Genomic DNA, 22,901 nt, shown 5'->3' on the forward strand with positions numbered 1-22,901 from the left:
GGCGCCCGGGTCATTGTCTGCTGCAAAGGAGGACCCAATGCCAATAGTGATTTTGCGTGAGTGTAATGAGCACCTCTATTGCTACATCGCCAAGCTGGATCTGGAAGCCAAAGTGACAGGTATGGAGTTTGATCGGCACGATTATTGGGGGGGCCGTGTCGAGCTGGAAGGTGGAAAGGCCTATTACATCAGCCCGCAAGCGGGTAAACCGGCATTTCCGGTCAGCCTGCGGGCGACCCGATCCGAACCCTGACAGGAGAAGAGGATGATATCTAAAGACGATATACTGTTCTGGCGGTTGTTTGCGTTAATCCAGTACATGCCGGAGTTGACCCCAGCGCAGTTGTTGAACTGGCTTTGTCAGGAAAGCGATGCCGGGTTGGATCTGGAGCAATTACAGTCGCTGTCTCTGGGAGAGCTTGAAGCGCGTTTCCCCGGCGATGTATCCATCATGACCCTTAATCGCTGGCAACAGGTGATGAATTGTCTGAACGGTGAATTACCGGAACACTTGTCGGTAGAACCCCGTCATCTGATGTCGAACCATTTGCTGGTGGCTTTTGCCTCGCAGGATGGCCTGACCATTAATGGTCATTTCGGCCAGTGCCGGTTATTTTTTATTTACGCGTTTGAGGGGGAATATTCCTGGCTGTACGCGTTGCGCCGTTATCCTGGCGAGTCACCGGATCAGGAAGGCAACGACGTTCGCGCTGACTTGCTGAAGGATTGCCATCTGCTGTTCTGCGAAGCGATTGGTGGCCCGGCCGCCGCCCGGATCATCCGCCACAATATTCACCCGGTGAAGGTCACGCCCGGCACCAGCATCTCGTCTCAGCGCGAGATGTTGCAAACCATGCTGGCTGGCGATTTACCACCCTGGTTGGCCAAACGGTTGGGGAAAGACAACCCGTTGGACAATCGGGTGTTTTGATCGCGACCTGACGCTTTGTCATGCCCGTGCCGGCGGGCATTCATCGGCTTATGCCAATGATAAGGCATCGATCTCAGCATGTTCTGTATTCTGTCCCTTTCCCCGCGTTCGATTTTCTCCCGATGTTTCCCCGTTGCCTGATGGCGTGAATAGGCGTCGTTACGCCAATTGTCCGCTTTGTCAGAAAACCGACATCCTTATTCTCTTAAAAATCAACCAATAACATCTGGCCTGCGATTTGCAGTGTCCTGGTAGTGGCAACTTACAGGATGAGGCTGAGATGAAGGGGAATGAAATACTGGCGTTACTCGACGAACCGGCTTGTGAACATAACCATAAGCAAAAGTCGGGATGCAGTGCGCCAAAACCTGGAGCGACGGCGGGAGGCTGCGCCTTTGACGGTGCGCAAATTACGCTGTTGCCATTGTCGGATGTCGCCCATCTGGTGCATGGCCCTATCGGCTGTACCGGCAGTTCCTGGGATAACCGTGGTAGTCGGAGTTCCGGCCCGACGCTTAATCGGCTGGGATTCACCACCGATCTTAACGAGCAGGATGTGATCATGGGGCGCGGTGAGCGGCGGTTGTTTCATGCTGTGCGACATATTGTCAGCCACTATAAGCCAGCGGCGGTGTTTATCTATAACACCTGTGTACCGGCGATGGAAGGGGATGATATTGAAGCGGTATGTCGTGCGGCCGAGGTCGCGGTGGGGGTGCCGGTCATCGCTATTGACGCGGCGGGTTTTTATGGCAGTAAAAACCTCGGCAACCGTATTGCCGGGGAAGTGATGGTCAAGAAGGTCATTGGGCAGCGCGACCCGGCGCCCTGGCCGGAAGATTATCCGCTGGCGGTGGAGCATCGACACAATATCGGTTTAATTGGTGAATTCAATATTGCCGGTGAGTTCTGGAACGTATTACCGCTGCTGGATGAATTGGGTATCCGCGTGCTGGGCAATTTGTCTGGCGATGGGCGTTTTGCCGAGATCCAGACCATGCATCATGCCGAGGTGAATATGGTGGTGTGTTCGCGGGCGTTGATTAATGTCGCCAGAATGCTGGAACAGCGTTACCACATCCCGTGGTTCGAAGGCAGTTTTTATGGGGTGCGGGCCATGTCAGAGGCGCTGCGTGCGCTGGTGACGCTGATCGGGGACGAGGATTTGATACAGCGCACGGAGGCGATGATCGCCCGCGAGGAAGCGGTCGCCGAACAGGCGCTGGCACCGTACCGTGAGCGTTTGCGCGGTCGGAAAGTGCTGTTGTATACCGGCGGTGTGAAATCCTGGTCGGTGGTTTCCGCATTGCAGGATTTAGGCATGACCGTGGTGGCAACCGGAACGCGTAAATCTACTGAAGAAGACAAGCAGCGCATTCGCGAATTGATGGGGGAGGATGCACTGATGCTGGACGAGGGCAATGCCCGAACCTTGTTGGATGTGGTGTATCGCTATGGTGCCGACATCATGATTGCCGGTGGCCGTAACATGTACACCGCGTACAAGGCACGGCTGCCGTTCCTCGATATCAATCAGGAGCGTGAGCATGCGTTTGCGGGTTACCGGGGCATCGTTACGTTGGCAGAGCAACTCTGTCTGACGCTGGAAAGTCCGGTTTGGCAGCAGTCTCATCAGAGTGCCCCCTGGCATTAAGGAGAACAGTATGGCGCAGATTATTCGCAATAAAAAACCCTTAGCCACCAGCCCGATCAAAAGCGGACAGCCGCTGGGGGCGATCCTGGCCAGCCTGGGGATTGAACAGAGTATCCCCCTGGTTCATGGCGCACAGGGTTGTAGTGCGTTCGCCAAAGTGTTTTTTATTCAGCATTTTCACGAACCGGTTCCGTTGCAATCCACAGCGATGGACCCGACTACCACCATCATGGGTGCCGATGGCAACATTTTCACCGCGCTTTCCACGTTGTGCCAGCGTAATGCACCGAAGGCGATTGTGATTGTGAGCACGGGTCTGTCTGAAGCGCAGGGCAGCGATCTGTCCCGGGCGGTGCGTCAGTTTCGTGATGATTTTCCCCGTTTTAAGGCGGTGGCGATCCTGACGGTCAACACGCCGGATTTCTATGGTTCGCTGGAAAATGGCTTCAGTGCGGTGGTGGAAAGCGTGATCCAACAATGGGTGCCGGAAAAGCCGCCGGTGGGGATGCGTAACAAGCGGGTCAATCTGCTGCTCAGCCATTTGATCACGCCTGGTGATGTGGAGCTGATTCGTAGCTATGTGGAAGCCTTTGGTCTACAGCCGGTGATACTGCCGGATTTGTCGTTATCATTAGATGGTCATCTGGCGGGTGGTGACTTTCATGCTGTGACTCAAGGGGGAACATCGCTGCGCAACATCGAACAGATGGGACAAAGCCAGAGCACCATTACCCTCGGTGGGTCGCTGCATCGTGCGTCTAATCTGATGGCGATGCGCAGTCGTGGATTGTCGCTGAATCTGCCGCACCTGATGACGATGGAGAATGTGGATCGGTTTATTCATCATCTGCAACAGCTGTCCGGGCGTGATGTGCCAGGCTGGATTGAACGTCAGCGCGGGCAATTGCAGGATGCGATGATTGACTGCCACATGTGGTTACAGGGACGACGGCTGGCACTGGCGACGGAAGGCGATTTACTGATGTCGTGGTGTGACTTTGCTATCAGTCAGGGAATGATACCGACACATCTGCTGGCACCGGTTAATCAGCAGAGCCTGGCGACGCTACCGGTGGAGCAGGTGGTGATTGGCGATCTGGAGGATTTGCAGGCCATGTTGCGCCTGACGCCGACGGATATGCTGGTGGCGAACTCTCACGCGGTAGATGTAGCGGAGCAGTTTGGTATTCCACTGATTCGTGCCGGCTTTCCGATTTTTGATCGCCTGGGAGAATTTCGCCGTCAGCGTCAAGGGTATGCCGGTATGCGCGATACCCTGTTCGAGCTGGCGAATTCGATGCAGGAACGTCATCACCATCAGCCGGTTTATCACTCGCCGCTGAAGCAGCATTTTCCTCCGATGCAGATGCGGGAGGCGCATCATGCATCATGTTAATCGTCATCTCAGTACCATCAGCGCCGCCGTGTGGTCGATGAAGGTCGCTTTCGCCAGTTCTGATTATCACCATGTGGATCAGCATTTTGGCGCCACGCCACGGCTGGTGATTTATGGCGTCAAGGAAGATCAGGTCACACTGCTGAAAGTGGTGGATTTCAACGTGCAGTACGGTCATCAGGAAGACAAGTTGACCTGTCGAATTGATGCGCTGGAAGATTGTGTGACGCTGTACTGTGTGGCGATTGGCGATACGGTGTTCCGCCAGTTATTGCAGGTTGGTGTGCGTGCGGTACGGGTGCCGGCGGATACGTCGATTGCGATGCTGTTGCAGCAAATTCAGCAATGCTGGAAGCCGATGGAGCAAATGACAACACGACGACAGCGCGATCCCGATCGTTTCGAGCAATTGATGGCGGAAAGGGAATGGCACGAGGAGGATGATGCGGGTTAATCCTGGCTTGTATGGGATAACACACTCTGCTTGCGTCGATGTGGCCTGACAGAATGTCATTTCTGTGACAAAGCTTACATAAACCACGACATTTTCGTGGTTTTTTTTCGGGCTGCATTTCCCTATCTCATTGATATACCTTCTTTTGTGTGACTGGCATCACATTTGCTCTGTTTTTACTATCCAGACCATAAGACAAGCGCCGTTGAGAATGAGCGATAGCAACCCTCTTTCGCGTCTCAACCAATTCAGTAGGGAGCAGAGAATGTGGAACTATTCTGAGAAAGTGAAAGATCATTTTTTTAATCCACGCAACGCCAAAGTGGTACCGGAAGCCAATGCCGTGGGTGATGTGGGTTCCCTGAGCTGTGGGGATGCGCTGCGCTTGATGCTGCGAGTGGATCCTGACAGTGAAACCATTCTGGATGCCGGTTTTCAAACCTTCGGTTGTGGCAGCGCCATCGCCTCCTCTTCCGCGCTGACTGAACTGATTATCGGTCGTACGCTGCATCAGGCCGAGCAAGTGACCAATCAGCAAATTGCCGACTACCTCGATGGATTACCGCCGGAAAAAATGCACTGCTCGGTCATGGGGCAGGAGGCGTTACGTGCGGCCATTGCCAGCTATCGCGGTGAATCCCTGGAGGATGACCACGAAGAGGGGGCGCTGATCTGCAAATGCTTTGCCGTCGATGAAGGGCAGATTCGGCGTGCAGTGGTGACCAACGGCCTGACCACGTTGGAAGAGATTATCAATTACACCAAGGCGGGCGGCGGTTGTACGTCCTGTCATGAAAAAATTGAGCTGGCGCTGGCGCAGATTCTGCGTGAACAGCCGGTGGCGGCGGTAACGGCACCTTGTCCCGAAAATGAAAACTGGCAATCCGTGGCTGAGGTAGTGGCTGAACTGCGTCCTCACATTCAGGCGGATGGCGGTGATATGTCGCTGGTCAATGTCAGTGAGCAACAGGTAACGGTGGCGCTTTCCGGTAGTTGCAGTGGCTGCATGATGACCGACATGACGCTGGCCTGGTTACAGCAAAAACTGGTTGAACGCGTTGGGCGCTACATGGAAGTGGTGGTGGCGTAACTTTTTCTGTGATGAGGAGCAGGTAATGAAAAACGTGTATCTGGATAACAATGCCACCACCCGTATCGACCCGATGGTGCTGGAGGCGATGCTACCGTTCCTGAGTGATTACTATGGCAATCCCTCGTCCATTCATGATTTTGGTGTGCCCAGTCGCGGAGGAATGGAGCGGGCACGTCAGCAAGTTGCCAGCCTGTTGGGTGCGCAACATGACAGCGAAATCATTTTTACGTCCGGTGCGACCGAAGCCACATCGACTGCTATTTATTCCGCGGTCACGCTGGCGCCGGAAAAACGCGAAATCATCGTTACCGCCGTGGAACATCCGGCCACTCTGGAGGTATGTGAAAACCTGGAGCGACAGGGTTATACCATTCATCGGTTAGCGGTTTCTCCTGAAGGCGCGTTGGATCTGGCGGCATATCGCCAGTTGCTCAGTGAGCGCGTCGCGCTGGTCAGCGTGATGTGGGCCAACAATGAAACCGGGGTGGTCTTCCCGGTGAGAGAGATGGCCGCGTTGGCCCATGAGCACGGTGTGCTGTTTCACTGCGATGCAGTGCAGGCGGTGGGCAAAATCCCCATTGCGCTGTCAGCGACGGAAATAGACATGCTCTCCTGTTCCGCCCATAAAATTCATGGCCCGAAAGGGGTTGGTTGTCTTTATTTGCGTCGTAATACCCGCTTTCGTCCATTGCTGCGCGGCGGTCATCAGGAGCGGGGACGCCGGGCCGGGACAGAAAATATTGCCGGTATCGTCGGTATGGGCAGCGCCTGTGAACTGGCGGAAGTGCATCAACCCATGATGGATGCCTCCATTGCTCAACTGCGGGATAAGCTGCAACACGGGCTGGAACAGGCCGTTTCCCATGTCATGGTGATGGGCGGCGATCAACCCAGAACGCCTAATACGCTGAATATTGCGTTTGAATTTATCGAAGGGGAAGCAATTTTATTGCTGCTGAATCATTGCGGTATTGCCGCGTCCAGTGGCAGCGCCTGTACGTCTGGGTCGCTGGAACCGTCGCATGTGATGCGGGCGATGAGCATTCCGTATACCGCCGCGCATGGCAGTATCCGTTTTTCGCTTTCACGTTATACCCGTGAAAAAGAGATCGATTATGTGATTGAGCAGGTACCACCGATTGTGGCTCGACTGCGAACGTTATCACCCTACTGGCAACAAGGTAAGCCAGCTGCATCTCACAGCACCGACTTTGCACCGACTTATGGCTGAACAGGAGAAAAGCATGGCCCAGGTGATCATCAACGACACCACCCTGCGGGACGGTGAGCAAAGTCCCGGTGTGGCATTCCGGGCCAGTGAAAAACTGGCTATCGCTCAGGCGCTGGTGGATGCAGGTGTGCCGGAGCTGGAGGTGGGAACGCCGGCAATGGGGGCGGAAGAGCGTGCGTCGATGGCGGCAGTACGGCGACAGTTGCCGGATACTGTCATGATGGCCTGGTGCCGGATGAATGCAGAGGAAATCCGCCAGGCTGTCGATCTCGGTATGGACTGGGTGGATATTTCTGTTCCTGCCTCGGATTTACTGCGGGAACAAAAGCTGCATCAGCCGTGGTCGTGGGTGGAAACGCAACTGGCTTCGTTGAGCGACCTGGCCCGGCGTCAGGGATGTCGGGTGAGCATCGGTTGTGAAGATGCTTCTCGTGCCAGCGATGCCGTACTGTATATGTTAGCTGGTCTCGGCAGTGTCGTGGGGGCGGAGCGGCTACGTTTTGCTGATACGCTGGGGATCCTCGATCCCTTTACCACTTTTGCGCGCATTACCGGGTTGCGTCAGCATTGGGATGGCGAGATAGAAATGCATGCGCATAACGATTTAGGGTTGGCCACCGCCAATACGCTGGCTGCAGTCAAGGCCGGTGCGACGCACGTGAATACCACCGTACTGGGGCTGGGAGAACGAGCGGGCAATGCGGCGCTGGAAACGGTCGCGTTGTCGTTGCAAACCTGTCTGGGGCGGGATTGCGGGATTGATTTCGCACGGCTTCCGGCGTTATGCCGTCAGGTTGCAGATGCAGCGCAACGCCGCATTGATGTACAGCAACCGCTGGTAGGCGAACAGGTATTTACTCATGAGTCGGGTGTACATGTGGCGGCACTGTTACGCCATAAGGATAGTTATCAGGGTATCAATCCTGCATTGATGGGGCGCGAATATCGGCTGGTGCTGGGAAAACACTCGGGACGCCAGGCGGTGGACGGTATTTTTGCCCGTCTGGGTTACCGGCTCGACAGCCGGCAAATCCAGGATATTTTGCAAGTAGTCCGTACCTTTGCGGAAAACTGGAAGCGCAATCCTCGTGAGAGTGAACTGGTGCAAATCTATCAGGATCTGTACGGGGTAGATAACGAACGGCACTGTCAGGAAGGATAAAATGATGGAGTGGTTTAATCGATTACCGGGGGTTGCAGAGCTGGAGTCGGCAGAGTCGTTTTTTGCGTTCTTTGACCTACCTTATGATGCGTCCTGGTTAAGTAAATGTCATTTACCGGTTCTGCGTGAATTTCACCGCCGTTTGGCGGCGGCGGTGCCGTTGCGTAATAACCTGGAAGATAGCACAACCGCCGACTGGCAACTGGCGCGACGCTTGCTGGCAGAAAGTTATCAGCAGATACAGCCGGGAGAATCGCAATGACATCCGTATTTGCATTTGGTGAGCAGGTGAGGGTGATTCGCCCGCTGCGCAATGATGGCACCTTTGCCGGAAAAGCCCGCGGTGAGTTGTTGATACGCCGTGGCAGTCTGGGATATGTGCGTGAATGGGGGCATTTTTTACAGGATCAGATCATCTACCAGGTGCATTTTATTAGTGAAGATTGCATCGTCGGCTGTCGTCAGCAGGAACTGATTTCGGCTACGCTCCCCTGGGATAGCGACAGCTTTCAGTATGGTGATCGGGTTAGTGCTGCGCAGCCCCTATCAATACAGGGTGAAATTGTTATCGCTCAGGGCGTGGTGGGGCACATTATCGGGACAGATGAAGGGTCACAACGTGACTGTTATGCGGTGATATTTGGTGAACGGTTGTTTCAGGTGCCGTCGTCCGCGCTGATTAATCTGGAGATTGACGGCTGATGCAGGTTCCCTGGCAACGTTACAGCCGTATTAAGCTGGCGCAGCAGCGTTGGCACTGTGAACCGGAACAGCTTCCCGCTGACGCACTACCCCAGTTTATTCAATATGTTGAGCGACAGATAGCGCTGGAAACTGCTGTTGTGGCCGCCGCGCAGCAACGTCTGTCAGCGGTGGATGAGCAAATATTACACCGCGTACAGCAATCATTGGTGCAAGAGTTGACGATCGCCGGTTTTCCCGATGCGGAGCAACAGTCGATTATCCGACATCACGCATTAATGGATCAGCAACTGGCATGGGTTGCGGCGCAGACGCCGCTACCGGATGCTGAAGCGGTGGTGCAGTGGTATCGACGGCATGTCGAACGTTTTTATCGTCCCGAACAGCGTAAGGCGCGTCATCTGCTATTGACCATCGATGAAAATCGTCCGCAAATCTGCCAGCAAATGGCGATGCTGCATCGGCGTTTGTGTGAAGATCCTGACCAGTTCGACACACTAGCGCGCCGTTATTCTCATTGTCCGACCGCGATGGAAGGTGGACAAATGGGATGGGTGAGTAAAGGGTTACTGTATCCACAACTGGAAAAAGCGTTGTTTGCCTTATCGGCGGAGGCATTGAGCGCACCGGTGGAAACGGAACTGGGTCTGCATTTACTGCTGTGCGAGGCGATTCGCCCGGCAGGATTACTTTCAGAAGCAGAAGCTCTGCCCGGCGCGGCAAAACAGTTATTCCTGCTGCGGCAAAAGCAGTTTCAGCGACAGTGGCTCCAGCAGTTGCTGACATAGTCATTGCTGCCGTCGTGCCCGTGCAGGAGTGTATTGATGAATAACCATCGAAGGTGTCAGAGGGATAGATCCCCGCATTGGCGGGGATGATTGGAATAGCGATTGGACGCACCGGTATTACATAATGGCGGGTTTGATCTGCGCCAGCCAGTTGTCAACTCGCTCTTCGGTCAGGTCGTATTGATTATCCTGATCGATGACCAGCCCGACAAATTTATCCTCAACCAATGCGGCAGATGCGTTGAACTCATAACCGTCATTGGGCCACTCTCCCACCACACTGGCTCCACAGCCGGTAACGATGTCGTACAGCGCTTTCAGACCACTGGCAAAGTTATCCGGGTATCCTTGTTGATCCCCCAACCCGAATAGCGCTATGGTTTTGCCCTGAAGATTGGCGCTTGCCAGCATATCGGCGAATTCCAGCCAGGATTCACTTTCGCAACCGGCATCGCAGCCTGGTAGTTGCCCGTCACCCAGTGTCGGGGTTCCCAGCAACAGCACTGGATAGGAGAGAAAATCCTCCAGTGTGGCGCGATTGATATTGACCGGTGCATCCGCCATGTCGCTCAGTTTCTTGTGGATCATTTTGGCAATTTTACGGGTTTTCCCGGTATCGGTGCCAAAGAATATGCCAATGTTAGCCATGAATACGCTCCTGACAGAAAGGTGAATAAAGGAAAGCAACCATCCCCTTGATGGCCGTCTCACTCCCTCATAATGCGAATGCTATGCCAGCTTTATCATGCACATCTGTGGAGCAAATCTGCACAATCATTGCTCTATTTATGAGCAATTGAATAATAAGAAAGAGATGACCAATCCTTGTGTTACAAGGCTTCTTATCCTTTGTTACGTAAAACCCGAATCAAGATCAATGTTTAGTTGTGTTAATCAATAAAAGGCATGAGGTTTGCAGGGTTATTGCCTACTGACAATCAACTGACTGTGATGTCGGGTGAGGTCACAAATTGTCGTAAACAAGACATCACAAACGGTACCGTATGGGAGTGTTCTATGACGATCAACCTGACGGCTGAATCATTTCCTTTAGGAGAGATAGCCAGTCATTTATCCCGACAGCATCCATCGCTATTTTCAACAGTCGTGGAGCAATCGTCGGTGGCTATCTCCCTTACCAATCCCGATGCGCACATCGTGTATACCAACCCGGCGTTTTGTCACTTGACCGGGTATAACCTTCAGCAGTTAGTGGGGCAGAATCACCGTATTTTGGCCAGCCAGCAGACACCGCGCGAGGTCTATCACGACATGTGGCAGTGTTTGTTGCAGGGGTGTGCCTGGCGCGGGCAACTGATCAACCGTCGCCGGGATGGCACTCTTTATCTGGCGGAAATTGATATTACGCCGATTTTCAATATCGCCGGTGAAGTGGAACATTATCTGGCGATGCACAAAGACATCAGCGAACGCTACGCGCTGGAACAGCGGCTGCGTAACCATATGACGATGATCACCGCCGTTCTGAATAATATTCCTGCTGCTGTGGTAGTGGTGGATGAGCATGATCAGGTGGTGATGGATAATCTGGCGTATAAAACGCTGCGTGCTGATTGCGGTGGGCGGGAGTTGCTCACGGTGCTGGGTTATCCGTTAAATAAACACGCATTGCAGGAAGGCGAGCGGGTGTCGGTAACCATTCGTGGCACGGTACGCTGGTTGTCTCTGGGGTACTGGGCATTGCCCGGCGTCAACGAAGAAGCCAGTCGTTATTTTACCGATACCGCCTTGCCCCGCACCCTGATTGTGATTACCGATTGTACTGAACAGCAGCAACAGCAACAGCAGGGCCAACTGGATCGTTTGAAACAACAGTTAACCAATGGCAAGTTGCTGGCGGCAATTCGTGAATCGTTGGATGCGGCGCTGATTCAGCTTAACTGCCCGATTAATATGCTGGCCGCCGCCCGGCAATTGAACGGTGAGAACGGCAGTAATGTCGCGCTGGAATCTGCCTGGCGAGAAGGTGAAGACGCAGTGGTGCGCCTGCAAGCTTGCCGTCCATCACTGGACTTTGAACCGGCGGAAATGTGGTCACTCAAGGCACTGCTGGATGATTTGTCCGCGCTTTACCATACCCGTTTTAGCAATGGCGATTGTCTGCGCTATGCGCTGGAAGTGCCAGAGTTGTGTGCTTTCGTTCAACGAACCCAGCTCCTCGCCATGCTCAGCCTGTGGCTGGACCGAACACTGTCACTGGCCGCGGAAATCCAGCCTTTTACGTTGGATCTGCATATTTTTGCCCGTCAGGATAACCACTGGCTGGTGCTGTATATCGACGACAATGTCCCACTGGAACAGGTGCGTTACTCCCGTTCACAAGCGGCGTTATCCACGCCGGGTAAAGGGATGGAGTTGCGGCTGATACAAACGTTGGTGGCGCATCATCAGGGCGCGATCGATCTCACGCTCCGCCCTGCCGGAGGAACCTGCTTAACCCTGCGTTTACCCCAAACCTCGTCACTGACAGGAGGTACAAAATGACACATCTCCCTGATACGGGCAAAGTGGTATGGCGTTTTGACTTGTCTCAGCAGTTTACTGCTGTGCAACGTATCAGTGTGGCATTGAGCCGCACCACGGAAGTTGGTAAAGCACTACAGGCGGTACTGCGGATACTGCATGATGATGCATTTATGCAACATGGCATGATTTGTCTGTTTGACAAACAGCGTGGTGCGCTGGTGATCGAAGCATTACATCGCGCGGATGAGCATGTGGTCGCCAGCAGCAGCCAGATACGCTATCGCCCGGGAGAAGGGCTGGTGGGAACCGTGATGAGTCAGCGGCAGCCACTGGTACTAAAGCGCGTGGCAGACGATCAGCGTTTTCTCGATCGTTTGAGTATCTATGATTATGACTTGCCTTTTATCTGTGTCCCGATCCCTGGACTGGATCAGGAACCTATCGGCGTACTGGCGGCGCAGCCGATGGCACTGTATGAGGATCGCTTACCAGCCAGTACCCGTTTTCTGGAAACGGTGGCGAATCTGACGTCTCAGACGGTACGGTTGATGCAGCCGGTGCGTCGGGATAATGACGGCCCGGTGGTATCATCGCCGTCGCCCGCCTGTAAAGTGTCTCGGCCGTTTGGCTTTGAAAATATGGTGGGGAAAAGCCCGGCCATGCGCCAGACGATAGACATTATTCGCCAGGTGTCCAAATGGGATACCACGGTGTTGGTGCGGGGAGAGAGTGGTACCGGTAAAGAACTGATCGCCAATGCTATTCACTATAATTCCCCGCGTGCCTCCGCACCGTTTGTAAAATTCAATTGTGCGGCACTGCCGGATAACTTGCTGGAAAGCGAGCTGTTCGGCCATGAAAAAGGGGCGTTTACCGGCGCAGTGCGTCAGCGTAAAGGGCGTTTTGAACTGGCGGATGGTGGCACGCTGTTTCTGGATGAAATTGGCGAAAGCAGTGCGTCATTTCAGGCCAAACTGCTGCGTATTTTGCAGGAAGGTGAAATGGAGCGGGTCGGGGGCGATGAAACCATCAAGGTGGATGTGCGGATCATCGCCGCTACCAACCGCAAACTGGAAGAGGAAGTCCGGGCCGGTAATTTTCGTGAAGACCTCTATTACCGGTTGAATGTCATGCCGGTGTCGCTACCGCCGCTGCGTGAACGCCAGGAGGATATCATTGAGCTGGCCCATTTCCTGGTGCGGAAAATCGCCACTCATCAGGGGCGGCAATTGCGTATCAGCGACGGCGCTATCCGTCTGCTGATGAGCTACAGTTGGCCGGGCAACGTGCGGGAACTGGAAAATTGTCTGGAAAGGGCGGCGGTGATGACGGAGACCGGGCTGATTGACCGGGATGTGATTCTGTTCAATCACCATGACTCTGCGCCGTTACTCCCAAAATCCTCGGCCCCCATCCCGACGGATGAAAGCTGGCTGGATCAAAGTCTGGATGAACGTCAGCGATTGATTGCCGCGCTGGAAAAAACTGGTTGGGTACAGGCTAAAGCCGCTCGTTTACTGGGGATGACGCCGCGTCAGGTGGCCTACCGCATTCAGATCATGGATATCAACATGCATCGTCTGTAAGCATTTGCGGCGTTGTGGCATTTGTCACAATGTCAGCCTCAATGCCGCAATGATGACAAATCTATCAGTGTGTTTTTTTATTTTATCTCATTGTTTATTATTGTATTTTTTTAAGATAGTCGAACGGTATGGGTTTTGCACCAGCAAAAGTATGATTCCGTAACCGCAGACGATAACCATGACATCTTGTTCTTCTTCATCAGGGTCGCTCCGTTGTCATACCGACAATGCCGAGACATTCACGCCACTCCAGGCCAGTAAGGTTGCTCATCACCCTTGTTATTCGGTCAGTGGTCATCATCAGTATGCCCGTATGCATCTGGCGGTTGCGCCAGCCTGCAATCTGCAATGCAACTACTGTAATCGTAAATATGATTGCAGCAATGAGTCGCGCCCGGGGGTTGTGTCTGAATTGCTAACGCCGCAACAGGCGGTTGCCAAAGCCCAACAGGTTGCAGCCGCCATTCCTCAGCTTTCGGTTGTCGGTATCGCCGGGCCAGGCGATCCGCTGGCCAATATCGGACACACGTTTAAAACACTTGAACTGCTGCGTACCCGATTGCCTGACCTTAAATTGTGCTTGTCCACCAATGGGTTAATGTTGCCAGGCGCGGTAGACCGGCTGGTGGATGTAGGTGTTGATCACGTTACAGTGACAGTGAATACCCTGGATGCGGATATCGCCGCGCAAATCTATGCCTGGTTATGGTTGGATGGGGAGCGCTATAACGGACGTGAAGCCGGTGAAATTCTGCTGGCGCGGCAGGAGGAGGGGATCCGTCGGCTGACGGAAAAAGGTGTACTGGTGAAGGTGAATTCGGTCCTGATTCCCGGCATTAACGATGTGCATATGTTCGAAGTCAGTCAGCAGGTGCGGGCGTGGGGGGCTTTTTTGCATAACATCATGCCGCTGATTGCCAAACCGGAACATGGCACGGTATTTGGTCTTAATGGACAGCCGGAGCCGGATGCTGCCTGCCTGGCGGACGTGCGGGCGCGTTGTGGCACGGTGATGTCGCAAATGGCGCACTGCCAGCAGTGCCGGGCTGATGCCATCGGTATGCTGGGTGAAGATCGTAGTCAGATGTTTCCGTTGTCGGCGTTACCCGCACAGCCGCCGTCTTATTTGCCACTGCTGCATCAGCGTGCGCAGCTTCATGCCAGCATCGCTTCTCGCGGTGAATCGGAAGAGCCGGATGCTTGCCTGGTGGCGGTGGCGTCTTCTCAGGGAGAGATTATCGATTGTCATTTCGGGCATGCGGAACGCTTCCAGATCTACAGCTTGTCAGCGGCGGGCGTGATTCTGGTGAATGAGCGTTTTACGCCGAAATATTGTTATGGCGCGGCTGACTGTGACCCCGCCGATAGCGATGACAAAATGGACGCGGTGTTGGCGCTGCTGGCGGATGTTCAAGCCGTGTTCTGCGCCAGAATTGGTTATGCCCCGTGGCAGAAACTGGAAAACAGCGGCATTGAACCCTGTGTCGAGGGCGCATGGCAGAATGTGACGGACGTACTAACGACCTGGTGGCGGCAGCGGCAGCTCACCGTGTGTGCCTCAGGCGATGAAAAAGGAGTGGCCTGATGCAACCGCAGGAAAAATGGTTACGGCGATTGCTGTCACTGCATGATGCCGGCACCGCCTGTTTTCCCAGCCAGATGGGGTTGAACAGTGAAGCGTGGCGCGGGTTACTGTGGCGTTTGGCCTGGCGTGTGCCAGCGCCTGATCCTCAGCGGGACCAACGCCAGGCGTTGATGACCGAGCTGCAACACGCCCGTCTTGAGGAAAGTGCGCAACTGGCCGCGTGGTTGGGGTTACATATGGCGGAGGACGCGTCTCCCATGCATCAGTTGATCGCCTGCGCGTCTATGGGATTTAATCACCTCTGGCAGGATTTGGGGCTGGATTCCCGCGCCGAATTGCGTGAACTGATGATTGACTGTTTCCCTACGTTGGTTGTCATGAATCACCAGAATATGCGCTGGAAAAAATTCTTTTATCGTCAACGCTGTCTGCAAATGGACGGGGATCTGGTGTGCCGCTCGCCCAGTTGCGATGACTGTTGCGAATGGGCGTTGTGTTTTGCTCCGGAAACCTGACGTTGTCGTGAATATCATCGGAGACAGAAAAAACCACCTGGATGCTCAGCGGCAATATTGGCGAAAGAGCCGGGCTAACTGCACACTCATCGGCGATAGCATGGTGTCTTTGCGCTGTATCAGATAAAACGTGGCTTTCGGCAAGGGTTGTTCCAGCTCCAGTACCACCAGCCGTTCACCCAGTATTGGGGCTTGCGCCACATCCCGCGACAGAACACTGAGAAAATCACTTTTGGTGACCATACTGACACTGGACATCAGGGTTTCGCAGATCATGCTGATGTGCGGCGGCGTTTCCAGACTGTTGAACATATCGAACAATTGCTTGTAATAGCTTCCTCTGGGGGTTGGCATGGTCCATTCGCAGTCTCGCAATGCATCCAATGTGCGGGCGTGCTGCATCGGATGCCCGCGACGGGCCACCACGCAATATTCCTTTTCCATCAGTTTTTCGTATAACAATTCGTTATCAAAAGGGGCTTCGGAATAGGTGTTGATCGTGAAATCAATTTCACCCTGACGAAGCTCATGCAGCATAGACACCAGATGTCCTTCCATCACACGAATCTTTACCAGCGGATAAAGCCGGTGAAAACGGGTGATAATCTCTGGCATTACGGTATGAGCAATACTGGCACCCACCCCAATACTTACCCGGCCACTGGCTTGCCCCAACCGTTGTTGAATATCCTCATGAGCGACCCGCAACTCTTCCATAATCAGGCTGGCGTGGCGGAAATAGGCTTCCCCGCAGTCAGTTAGCGACATACCCTGACGGTGGCGCAGGAACAATCTTGCCCTGAGACACTCTTCCAATTCCTGAATCGACTTGGTCAGCGCCGGTTGTGAAATACCCAGTAACCGCGATGCCGCCCGAATACTGCCGTGTCGAGCCACCTCAACAAAGGTACGTAGCTGATTCAGTTTGACCTGCGACGCCATGATATTTCCTGATAACTAAAATCTATCACTAAAAAGATATTCGTATCTTATATGTACCGGTTGGTTTGTGTACATTGAAAAAAACACAGGAGCCGGATAGTGATTTATCCCGATCGTCAGCAGACGGCAGGCTCCCGGACAGGACAATCCTGATCCCTTTTTGAAACGGCAACGATCGACGCGTCATGAACGTTATTTCCTCCTGCTGCTGGTGTAAGACACCTGCACATGGAATGTAATAATTTTCTGCCAGCCAAGGCTTTATTCCGCTGGTGGCCGGGTTTGTTTCTGTTTCAAAGAGAGAATTTATGTTTTTTATCTATCGTCAGTTTCTGCATTTATTTTCTTTCTCCTTGACCGGATATCCAGGATTTCAGTATCCACGCCTCATGCCGCCATTTTTTAACGTTCGGCCATTCCCAATACTTATTTCCTGCTACTTCACATGGGTAGCCAGATGAAAACTGAGAGAACCGCTATGTATTCAGAGTTATCACAACGCGTTAATGAATTAGTCCCTTATTTAACACGGCAACGTCGTGATCTGCATAAATATGCAGAATCTGGTTGGCTGGAGTTTCGAACCGCCACGTTGGTGGCGGAAGAACTGCATCGACTCGGTTATACCCTGAAACTTGGCCGCGACGTGATTAAGGCTGAAGCCCGTATGGGGCTGCCTTCAGAGCAAGTATTGAAGGAGCAGGAACAACGAGCGATAGAACAAGGCGCATTACCACAATGGATAGCGCATTTCTCCGGTGGCTTCACCGGCATCATGGCCGTGTTGGAAACTGGTCGGCCAGGGCCAGTGATGGGGTTCCGCGTAGATATGGATGCGCTGGATCTGAATGAGCAACTGGATGGCGAGCACCGTCCGTTCCGTGAGGGGTTCGCCTCTTGCAACATCGGTATGATGCACGCCTGCGGCCATGATGGACATACCACCATCGGGCTAGGGCTGGCACAGGTGTTGATGGCCATGCGTGACCAGCTATGTGGCACCATCAAACTGTTATTTCAGCCAGCGGAAGAGGGAACTCGCGGCGGCAAATCAATGGCCGAGTCGGGCATTGTGGATGATGTCGACTATTTTACGGCTATCCATATCGGCATCGGCGTGCCCGTCGGACACCTTGTGTGTGGCAATGACACATTCATGGCCACTACCAAAATGGATGTCACCTACCGTGGTGTGGCTTCTCATGCTGGCGGTAAGCCTGAAGAGGGGCGTAATGCCTTGCTGGCGGCGGCGCAGGCCACCTTGGGACTACACGCTATTCCCCGTCACAGTGGCGGCATCTCCCGCGTTAACGTTGGGGTGTTGCAGGCGGGAACCGGGCGTAATGTCATCGCTTCCCACGCCATAATGAAAGTGGAAACCCGCGGTGCCACCAATCAGGTGAATGAATTTATCTATCAGCAGGCGTTGCAGGTTATTCATGGCGCGGCTGCCATGCATGGCGTGGAAGTCGATGTGGCACTGATGGGGGCGGCACAATCCAGTAAACCCAGTCAGGAATGGGTGACCTATATCCACCGTCAGGCCGAGGGGATTGCGGAACTTACACATATTGTCGATCGCCAGGATGGTGCTGCCGGTTCCGAGGATGCCACTTATCTGATGGAGCGGGTGAAGGCGCACGGCGGTTTGGCGTCCTACGCTATTTTCGGCACCGAACTGAGCGCGGGTCATCACAATGAAAAATTCGATTTTGACGAAAGCGTTATTCCGGTCGCGGTGAAAACCCTGGCAGCATTAGCGCTGAATATCAAAACGTTCAAGGCATAGCATGAAACAAACACTGGTTGATTTTATCAATGACACGATAGGTCTGCGACAATCACAGTTGGTCGCTATCGCCGATGATATTTGGGATCACCCTGAGACCCGGTTTGTAGAGAATTATTCAGCGGGGTTGTTGGCGGGGGTGCTCGAAGCTGAAGGTTTTCAGGTTGAACGCGGTATTGCAGGGATTGACACGGCATTTGTCGCCAGCGTTGGCAATGGAAAACCGGTAGTAGCCTTGCTGGGGGAGTTTGACGCACTGGCGGGGTTAAGCCAGCAGGCGGGTTGCACGTTCCAGTCGGCGGTGGAAGACGGCGCCAATGGTCATGGCTGCGGCCACAATCTGCTGGGAACCGCGGCGTTAGGCGGCGTGTTGGCGATAAAAGCCTGGCTGGAACAGCATCCGCAATCTGGCACGATACGCTTTTACGGCTGTCCCGGAGAGGAGGGCGGTTCAGGTAAGACCTTCATGGCCCGTGATGGTGTTTTTGATGATGTGGATGCGGCGCTGACATGGCATCCCGAAACGTTCAGCGGCATGTTCTGCAATCAGACGCTGGCCAATATTCAGGTCGCATTCAGTTTCAAAGGTATTGCCGCCCATGCCGCCAGCGCGCCACATCTGGGACGCAGTGCACTGGATGCGGTAACGCTGATGAATACCGGTGCCAATTTTCTGCGCGAACATATCATTCCAGAAGCCCGTTTACATTATGCGGTGACCAACGCGGGGGGCTCATCGCCCAACGTTGTGCAGGCCGATGCCGAGGTGTTGTATCTGATTCGCGCTCCGCAGATGGATGACGCGCAAGCCATTTACGAACGGGTGGTGAAAATTGCTCAGGGCGCGGCGCTGATGACGGAAACCACATTGACGGTCCGTTTCGGCAAAGCCTGTTCCAACTATGTGCCTAATCGCACTCTGGAGCAGGCGATGTACGGTTTTGTGCAGGCGTTTGGTGTGCCGGAATATGACGCTCAGGAGCGTATTTTCGCACAGGAAATGTATCGCACGTTCAGTCGTGAAGATATCGCCAGCAATATGGCGAATATGGCACGTACCGGCGGGGAAGCAGGCACGGCATTCTGTCGATCACTGTCCGGGAAAGTGCTGACCGACTGCGTAGCGCCCTATGCACCCAGTCGTGAATTGCTTTCCGGTTCTACCGATGTGGGCGACGTGAGCTGGCTGGTGCCGACGGCGCAATGTTTCAGCCCCTGTTTTGTGGTGGGAACACCGCTGCATACCTGGCAGACAGTGTCACAAGGGCGGACCTCTATTGCCCATAAAGGCATGTTTCTGGCCGCCAAAATAATGTCCGCCACCGCGCTGACATTATTTACCGACAGTGAGTTATTACGGCAATGCCAGCAGGAATTGCAGCAACAGCGGCAGGATATTCCTTATCGTTGCCCTATCCCGGCAGAAATAACGCCGTCTGCGTTAAAAGGTTGAAAATATTATTTATTGGTAAGGATTAAAGAATAAGAAATATACCCGCTATTTTTCATGTTGCAGGTACGTCGGCTGCCCTCGTTCACCCCAGCCATTTATGGGCGTGAGCGCCAGAGGATTTACCCGGTTGCCGCTTTCCCGCACCTCGAAATCTATCGGGTATAAGCGAGTTCGCTCTCTGATGCTGTTCACTTAAGCCTGTTTTCAGGGGAGTACCACGGCTGGTTCCAGGAAGGACGCCGAACGTGGTGGTTTCTCGTGTAGCTCGGTTTATTAATTGGCAAGCATTACGCTCGTTCTCGCGTTTATTTCTCTCAGGGAAAACATAATAAAAATAGGTGCCGACACTAACAAGACACTTTATTCCATAAATATAACTTATCGCATTTCGAGGTAAATACTGAATGAGCATTGAAGCAGAAAACAATCAGTCTCAGCCGGGGGGATTTCTTCAGTGGGTTGAGCGGGTGGGAAATAAAATTCCCAATCCGTTCCTGCTGTTTGTTTATTTAATCGTGATATTAATGTTCGCCAGCGCCATTTTTTCCTGGCTGGGAATTACCGCTACCAATCCGGCCAATGGGGAAACCGTTCAGGTAAAAAATCTGCTTAGTGTGCAAGGACTGCAATGGATTTTACCGAACGTTATTAAAAACTTCAGTGGTTTTACCCCGCTGGGTGCGATTCTGGCATTGGTGTTAGGGGCGGGGCTGGCGGAGCGAGTCGGTCTGCTGCAAGCGCTGATGTATAAAATGGCATCACGAGTGAGTGCCCGCTATGCCAGCTATATGGTGTTGTTTATCGCTTTTTTCAGCCATATATCCTCTGATGCGGCGTTAGTGGTCATGCCACCGTTAGGTGCGTTGATTTTTCTGGCGGTGGGACGAAACCCGATTGCCGGATTACTGGCGGCCATTGCTGGCGTCGGTTCCGGCTTTACAGCCAATCTGCTGATTGTGACAACCGATGTCCTGCTCTCCGGGCTTAGTACCGAGGCGGCTAAAGCCATTAATCCAGCAGTCCATGTCAGTGTTATCGATAACTGGTTTTTTATGGCTGCTTCGGTTGTGGTGCTGACCGTGGTGGGTGCATTGATAACGGATAAGTTTGTCGAGCCTCGTTTGCCGCCGTATCAGGGAGAACGTAACGAAAGTCTGCACCAACTGACGCCAGAACAGCACCGGGGATTAAAAGCCAGTGGTATTGCCGCACTGATTTTTCTGATTATTGTCGCCTTGTTGGTGGTGCCGCAATGGGGGCCGTTGCGTGACCCGGTGCACCATACGGTGATGCCATCCCCTTTTATCAAAGGTATTGTGCCACTGATTATTCTGTTCTTCTTTGCGGTTTCCATTCCGTATGGTGTTGTTACCGGGCAGATCAAATCCCAGAATGACTTGCCGCAACTAATGATTGATCCAATGAAAGGCATGGCTGGATTTATTGTGATGGTGTTCCCGCTGTCACAGTTTGTCGCCTTCTTCAACTGGAGCAATATGGGCAAATTTATGGCGATTGGCCTGACGGATTTGCTGGAAGCATTGGGGATGACCGGAATCCCGGCGTTTGTCGGCCTGATTTTCCTATCGGCACTATTGTGTATGTTTATCGCCAGCGGTTCGGCTATCTGGTCGATTTTGGCACCGATATTCGTGCCAATGTTTATGTTGCTAGGTTTTCACCCGGCATTTGCCCAGATTGTGTTTCGTGTCGCCGATTCCTCAGTCATTCCGTTAGCACCGGTATCACCGTTTGTGCCACTATTTTTGGGTTTCTTGCAACGTTACAACAAGAATGCCAAACTGGGGACCTACTATGCCTTGATACTTCCCTTTCCGATTGTATTTTTCCTGGTCTGGCTGTTACTGTTGGTGGTGTGGTATCTGCTGGGACTACCGATTGGTCCGGGTATTTATCCGCATTTGCAATAAGTTGCGTTACCTTTTTCTGATGGCGGGGGCCTCGTGTTCCCGCTGTGGTGTTTCGGAATAAAAAAAATCATATTAAATCGTTTGCTATTTAATTTTAAGCGATGTAAATTTGCGACATGAACAGAAAAGATAGCGATACCTTACAACACCCCATGAACGACAGTACTTACCGACTGGATGGTCAACTGTGTTTTGCGTTGTATTCAGCTAACTTGGCGATGAACAAAATCTATCGCCGTCTGTTGTCCGCGCTGAATCTGACCTATCCACAATATCTGGTGATGCTAGTGCTGTGGGAACGTGATGGTATAACGGTCTCTGAGCTGGGCGAACGTCTGTATTTGGATTCAGCCACATTGACGCCGTTACTTAAACGCCTGCAAAGCGCCGGGCTAGTCGTTCGTAATCGTGGTACTGAGGATGAGCGCCAGGTGCTGATTAACCTGACAGTGGCGGGGCGGGAATTACAACAAAAAGCCTACGCTGTGCCTGAAGGGGTATTTTGTGCCGCAGAGTGTGATATTGAGCAGTTACAGTCCATCAAAAAAGATTTGGAAGTGTTACGTACCAACCTGATCAAGCATATCTGACAGGAGGGCAAGAAGGTTTTTTTTCGTTAATTGCATAGTACACGATTTAATATTTCACTATTTAAAAAGCAGCGCATGGTTTAACCTAAATATCTGGAGTCTATTATGTCTATTGAAAAAGTATTGTACGTTGCTCATGCCCAGGCGACTGGTGGTCGTGATGGTCGCGCAGTTTCTTCTGATAACCAGCTTGATGTGAAGCTGACCACCCCGCGTGAGCTGGGCGGAGCCGGCGGTGAAGGGACAAACCCTGAACAGCTGTTTGCGGCAGGTTATTCCGCTTGCTTCCTGGGGGCATTGAAGTTTGTATCCGCTCGTGAAAAAGTCGCGTTGCCAGCGGAAACCGCTATCAGTGGGAATGTCGGTATTGGCGCCATTCCCACCGGGTTTGGTATTGAAGTGGAACTGAAGATTTCACTGCCGGGGCTGGATCGGGCTGTAGCGGAAGATCTGGTGCAGAAGGCACATATTGTCTGCCCATACTCCAACGCGACCCGTGGCAACATCGATGTGGCGCTTAGTATCATTTAATGTGATGTGTACCAGTGCGGGTAAATGACATTATTACCCGCTATAACGCTGGTAGCATTAGTCTGGTCCCTGTCCGGTTAT

The 22,901-nt window shown here is 53.1% G+C and carries 22 protein-coding genes; 20 read left to right on the forward strand and 2 right to left on the reverse strand.

The window, feature by feature from the left end; translation table 11 throughout:
• Positions 1-37: 37 nt before the first annotated feature.
• The 11 genes from RS889_RS02595 to nifM all read left to right on the forward strand — a co-directional run bounded on the left by RS889_RS02595 (position 38) and on the right by nifM (position 9,411).
• The gene (locus RS889_RS02595) at positions 38-253 is read left to right on the forward strand and encodes a NifT/FixU family protein (RefSeq protein WP_021017291.1); all 216 of its coding nucleotides are present in this window, start codon (positions 38-40) and stop codon (positions 251-253) included.
• A gap of 15 nt (positions 254-268) precedes the next feature.
• Positions 269-931, forward strand: a complete 663-nt coding sequence (locus tag RS889_RS02600; RefSeq protein WP_037382461.1) for a NifB/NifX family molybdenum-iron cluster-binding protein — start codon at positions 269-271, stop codon at positions 929-931.
• Positions 932-1,211: 280 nt separating this feature from the next.
• On the forward strand, positions 1,212-2,585 hold the full coding sequence (gene nifE, locus RS889_RS02605; RefSeq protein ID WP_315709196.1) for a nitrogenase iron-molybdenum cofactor biosynthesis protein NifE: 1,374 nt from the start codon (positions 1,212-1,214) through the stop codon (positions 2,583-2,585).
• Positions 2,586-2,595: 10 nt separating this feature from the next.
• On the forward strand, positions 2,596-3,981 hold the full coding sequence (gene nifN, locus RS889_RS02610; RefSeq protein ID WP_315709197.1) for a nitrogenase iron-molybdenum cofactor biosynthesis protein NifN: 1,386 nt from the start codon (positions 2,596-2,598) through the stop codon (positions 3,979-3,981).
• Positions 3,968-4,435: a NifB/NifX family molybdenum-iron cluster-binding protein gene (locus tag RS889_RS02615; protein WP_021017287.1), complete on the forward strand. Its 468-nt coding sequence runs from the start codon at positions 3,968-3,970 to the stop codon at positions 4,433-4,435. Before nifN ends, RS889_RS02615 begins: the two co-directional genes overlap by 14 nt.
• A gap of 265 nt (positions 4,436-4,700) precedes the next feature.
• Positions 4,701-5,525 carry a Fe-S cluster assembly protein NifU gene (nifU, locus tag RS889_RS02620; protein ID WP_315709198.1) on the forward strand — a complete coding sequence of 275 codons (825 nt, stop codon included), beginning with the start codon at positions 4,701-4,703 and terminating at the stop codon, positions 5,523-5,525.
• Positions 5,526-5,550: 25 nt separating this feature from the next.
• Positions 5,551-6,759 (forward strand): cysteine desulfurase NifS, encoded by a 1,209-nt coding sequence (gene nifS / locus RS889_RS02625; protein ID WP_315709199.1) that lies wholly within the window; start codon positions 5,551-5,553, stop codon positions 6,757-6,759.
• A gap of 13 nt (positions 6,760-6,772) precedes the next feature.
• The gene (nifV, locus tag RS889_RS02630) at positions 6,773-7,921 is read left to right on the forward strand and encodes a homocitrate synthase (RefSeq protein WP_315709200.1); all 1,149 of its coding nucleotides are present in this window, start codon (positions 6,773-6,775) and stop codon (positions 7,919-7,921) included.
• A gap of 1 nt (position 7,922) precedes the next feature.
• Positions 7,923-8,183 (forward strand): nitrogenase-stabilizing/protective protein NifW, encoded by a 261-nt coding sequence (locus RS889_RS02635; RefSeq protein ID WP_315709201.1) that lies wholly within the window; start codon positions 7,923-7,925, stop codon positions 8,181-8,183.
• The gene (locus RS889_RS02640; RefSeq protein ID WP_290180688.1) at positions 8,180-8,623 is read left to right on the forward strand and encodes a nitrogen fixation protein NifZ; all 444 of its coding nucleotides are present in this window, start codon (positions 8,180-8,182) and stop codon (positions 8,621-8,623) included. The genes RS889_RS02635 and RS889_RS02640 overlap by 4 nt, the downstream gene beginning before the upstream one ends.
• On the forward strand, positions 8,623-9,411 hold the full coding sequence (gene nifM, locus RS889_RS02645) for a nitrogen fixation protein NifM (RefSeq protein WP_315709202.1): 789 nt from the start codon (positions 8,623-8,625) through the stop codon (positions 9,409-9,411). The genes RS889_RS02640 and nifM overlap by 1 nt, the downstream gene beginning before the upstream one ends.
• Before the next feature lie 117 nt (positions 9,412-9,528).
• Here the strand turns inward: nifM and RS889_RS02650 are convergent, their stop codons facing one another.
• Positions 9,529-10,059 carry a flavodoxin gene (locus RS889_RS02650; protein ID WP_315709203.1) on the reverse strand — a complete coding sequence of 177 codons (531 nt, stop codon included), beginning with the start codon at positions 10,057-10,059 and terminating at the stop codon, positions 9,529-9,531.
• Positions 10,060-10,428: 369 nt separating this feature from the next.
• Between RS889_RS02650 and nifL the strand changes: the two genes are divergently transcribed.
• The 4 genes from nifL to RS889_RS02670 all read left to right on the forward strand — a co-directional run bounded on the left by nifL (position 10,429) and on the right by RS889_RS02670 (position 15,584).
• Complete coding sequence (gene nifL / locus RS889_RS02655) at positions 10,429-11,916, forward strand: nitrogen fixation negative regulator NifL (RefSeq protein WP_021017278.1); 1,488 nt, start codon at positions 10,429-10,431, stop codon at positions 11,914-11,916.
• The gene (gene nifA, locus RS889_RS02660) at positions 11,913-13,484 is read left to right on the forward strand and encodes a nif-specific transcriptional activator NifA (protein WP_021017277.1); all 1,572 of its coding nucleotides are present in this window, start codon (positions 11,913-11,915) and stop codon (positions 13,482-13,484) included. Before nifL ends, nifA begins: the two co-directional genes overlap by 4 nt.
• A 178-nt stretch (positions 13,485-13,662) precedes the next feature.
• Positions 13,663-15,069, forward strand: a complete 1,407-nt coding sequence (gene nifB, locus RS889_RS02665) for a nitrogenase cofactor biosynthesis protein NifB (protein ID WP_021017276.1) — start codon at positions 13,663-13,665, stop codon at positions 15,067-15,069.
• Complete coding sequence (locus tag RS889_RS02670; protein WP_315709204.1) at positions 15,069-15,584, forward strand: nitrogen fixation protein NifQ; 516 nt, start codon at positions 15,069-15,071, stop codon at positions 15,582-15,584. The genes nifB and RS889_RS02670 overlap by 1 nt, the downstream gene beginning before the upstream one ends.
• Before the next feature lie 45 nt (positions 15,585-15,629).
• Here RS889_RS02670 and RS889_RS02675 read toward each other — a convergent pair whose 3' ends face one another.
• On the reverse strand, positions 15,630-16,526 hold the full coding sequence (locus tag RS889_RS02675) for a LysR family transcriptional regulator (protein ID WP_315709205.1): 897 nt from the start codon (positions 16,524-16,526) through the stop codon (positions 15,630-15,632).
• A gap of 478 nt (positions 16,527-17,004) precedes the next feature.
• Between RS889_RS02675 and RS889_RS02680 the strand changes: the two genes are divergently transcribed.
• The 5 genes from RS889_RS02680 (at position 17,005) to RS889_RS02700 (ending at position 22,820) form a co-directional block, all read left to right on the forward strand.
• Positions 17,005-18,315: a M20 family metallo-hydrolase gene (locus RS889_RS02680; protein WP_315710888.1), complete on the forward strand. Its 1,311-nt coding sequence runs from the start codon at positions 17,005-17,007 to the stop codon at positions 18,313-18,315.
• A gap of 1 nt (position 18,316) precedes the next feature.
• Positions 18,317-19,768, forward strand: coding sequence for a M20 family metallopeptidase (locus RS889_RS02685; RefSeq protein ID WP_315709206.1), 1,452 nt, complete (start codon positions 18,317-18,319; stop codon positions 19,766-19,768).
• A 404-nt stretch (positions 19,769-20,172) separates the two neighbouring features.
• Entirely contained in the window at positions 20,173-21,699 is a 1,527-nt protein-coding gene (gene abgT / locus RS889_RS02690; RefSeq protein ID WP_315709207.1) for a p-aminobenzoyl-glutamate transporter, read from the forward strand.
• Positions 21,700-21,815: 116 nt separating this feature from the next.
• Positions 21,816-22,289 (forward strand): MarR family winged helix-turn-helix transcriptional regulator, encoded by a 474-nt coding sequence (locus tag RS889_RS02695; RefSeq protein ID WP_021017270.1) that lies wholly within the window; start codon positions 21,816-21,818, stop codon positions 22,287-22,289.
• Positions 22,290-22,394: 105 nt separating this feature from the next.
• The gene (locus RS889_RS02700; protein WP_315709208.1) at positions 22,395-22,820 is read left to right on the forward strand and encodes an organic hydroperoxide resistance protein; all 426 of its coding nucleotides are present in this window, start codon (positions 22,395-22,397) and stop codon (positions 22,818-22,820) included.
• Positions 22,821-22,901 lie beyond the last annotated feature (81 nt).

Origin of the sequence: Brenneria uluponensis (assembly GCF_032395385.1) — a bacterium.
Taxonomy (GTDB): domain Bacteria; phylum Pseudomonadota; class Gammaproteobacteria; order Enterobacterales; family Enterobacteriaceae; genus Prodigiosinella; species Prodigiosinella aquatilis.

Bases quoted from the DNA above. Each gene is read 5' to 3' on its own strand.
- nifU (WP_315709198.1), top strand. From the start codon at position 4,701: ATGTGGAACTATTCTGAGAAAGTGAAAGATCATTTTTTTAATCCACGC.
- RS889_RS02685 (WP_315709206.1), top strand. From the start codon at position 18,317: ATGAAACAAACACTGGTTGATTTTATCAATGACACGATAGGTCTGCGA.
- RS889_RS02640 (WP_290180688.1), top strand. From the start codon at position 8,180: ATGACATCCGTATTTGCATTTGGTGAGCAGGTGAGGGTGATTCGCCCG.
- RS889_RS02700 (WP_315709208.1), top strand. From the start codon at position 22,395: ATGTCTATTGAAAAAGTATTGTACGTTGCTCATGCCCAGGCGACTGGT.
- RS889_RS02680 (WP_315710888.1), top strand. From the start codon at position 17,005: ATGTATTCAGAGTTATCACAACGCGTTAATGAATTAGTCCCTTATTTA.
- RS889_RS02635 (WP_315709201.1), top strand. From the start codon at position 7,923: ATGATGGAGTGGTTTAATCGATTACCGGGGGTTGCAGAGCTGGAGTCG.
- RS889_RS02695 (WP_021017270.1), top strand. From the start codon at position 21,816: ATGAACAGAAAAGATAGCGATACCTTACAACACCCCATGAACGACAGT.
- RS889_RS02650 (WP_315709203.1), bottom strand. From the start codon at position 10,059: ATGGCTAACATTGGCATATTCTTTGGCACCGATACCGGGAAAACCCGT.
- abgT (WP_315709207.1), top strand. From the start codon at position 20,173: ATGAGCATTGAAGCAGAAAACAATCAGTCTCAGCCGGGGGGATTTCTT.
- nifE (WP_315709196.1), top strand. From the start codon at position 1,212: ATGAAGGGGAATGAAATACTGGCGTTACTCGACGAACCGGCTTGTGAA.
- RS889_RS02675 (WP_315709205.1), bottom strand. From the start codon at position 16,526: ATGGCGTCGCAGGTCAAACTGAATCAGCTACGTACCTTTGTTGAGGTG.
- nifV (WP_315709200.1), top strand. From the start codon at position 6,773: ATGGCCCAGGTGATCATCAACGACACCACCCTGCGGGACGGTGAGCAA.
- nifA (WP_021017277.1), top strand. From the start codon at position 11,913: ATGACACATCTCCCTGATACGGGCAAAGTGGTATGGCGTTTTGACTTG.
- RS889_RS02615 (WP_021017287.1), top strand. From the start codon at position 3,968: ATGCATCATGTTAATCGTCATCTCAGTACCATCAGCGCCGCCGTGTGG.
- RS889_RS02670 (WP_315709204.1), top strand. From the start codon at position 15,069: ATGCAACCGCAGGAAAAATGGTTACGGCGATTGCTGTCACTGCATGAT.
- nifS (WP_315709199.1), top strand. From the start codon at position 5,551: ATGAAAAACGTGTATCTGGATAACAATGCCACCACCCGTATCGACCCG.
- nifM (WP_315709202.1), top strand. From the start codon at position 8,623: ATGCAGGTTCCCTGGCAACGTTACAGCCGTATTAAGCTGGCGCAGCAG.
- nifB (WP_021017276.1), top strand. From the start codon at position 13,663: ATGACATCTTGTTCTTCTTCATCAGGGTCGCTCCGTTGTCATACCGAC.
- nifN (WP_315709197.1), top strand. From the start codon at position 2,596: ATGGCGCAGATTATTCGCAATAAAAAACCCTTAGCCACCAGCCCGATC.
- RS889_RS02595 (WP_021017291.1), top strand. From the start codon at position 38: ATGCCAATAGTGATTTTGCGTGAGTGTAATGAGCACCTCTATTGCTAC.
- nifL (WP_021017278.1), top strand. From the start codon at position 10,429: ATGACGATCAACCTGACGGCTGAATCATTTCCTTTAGGAGAGATAGCC.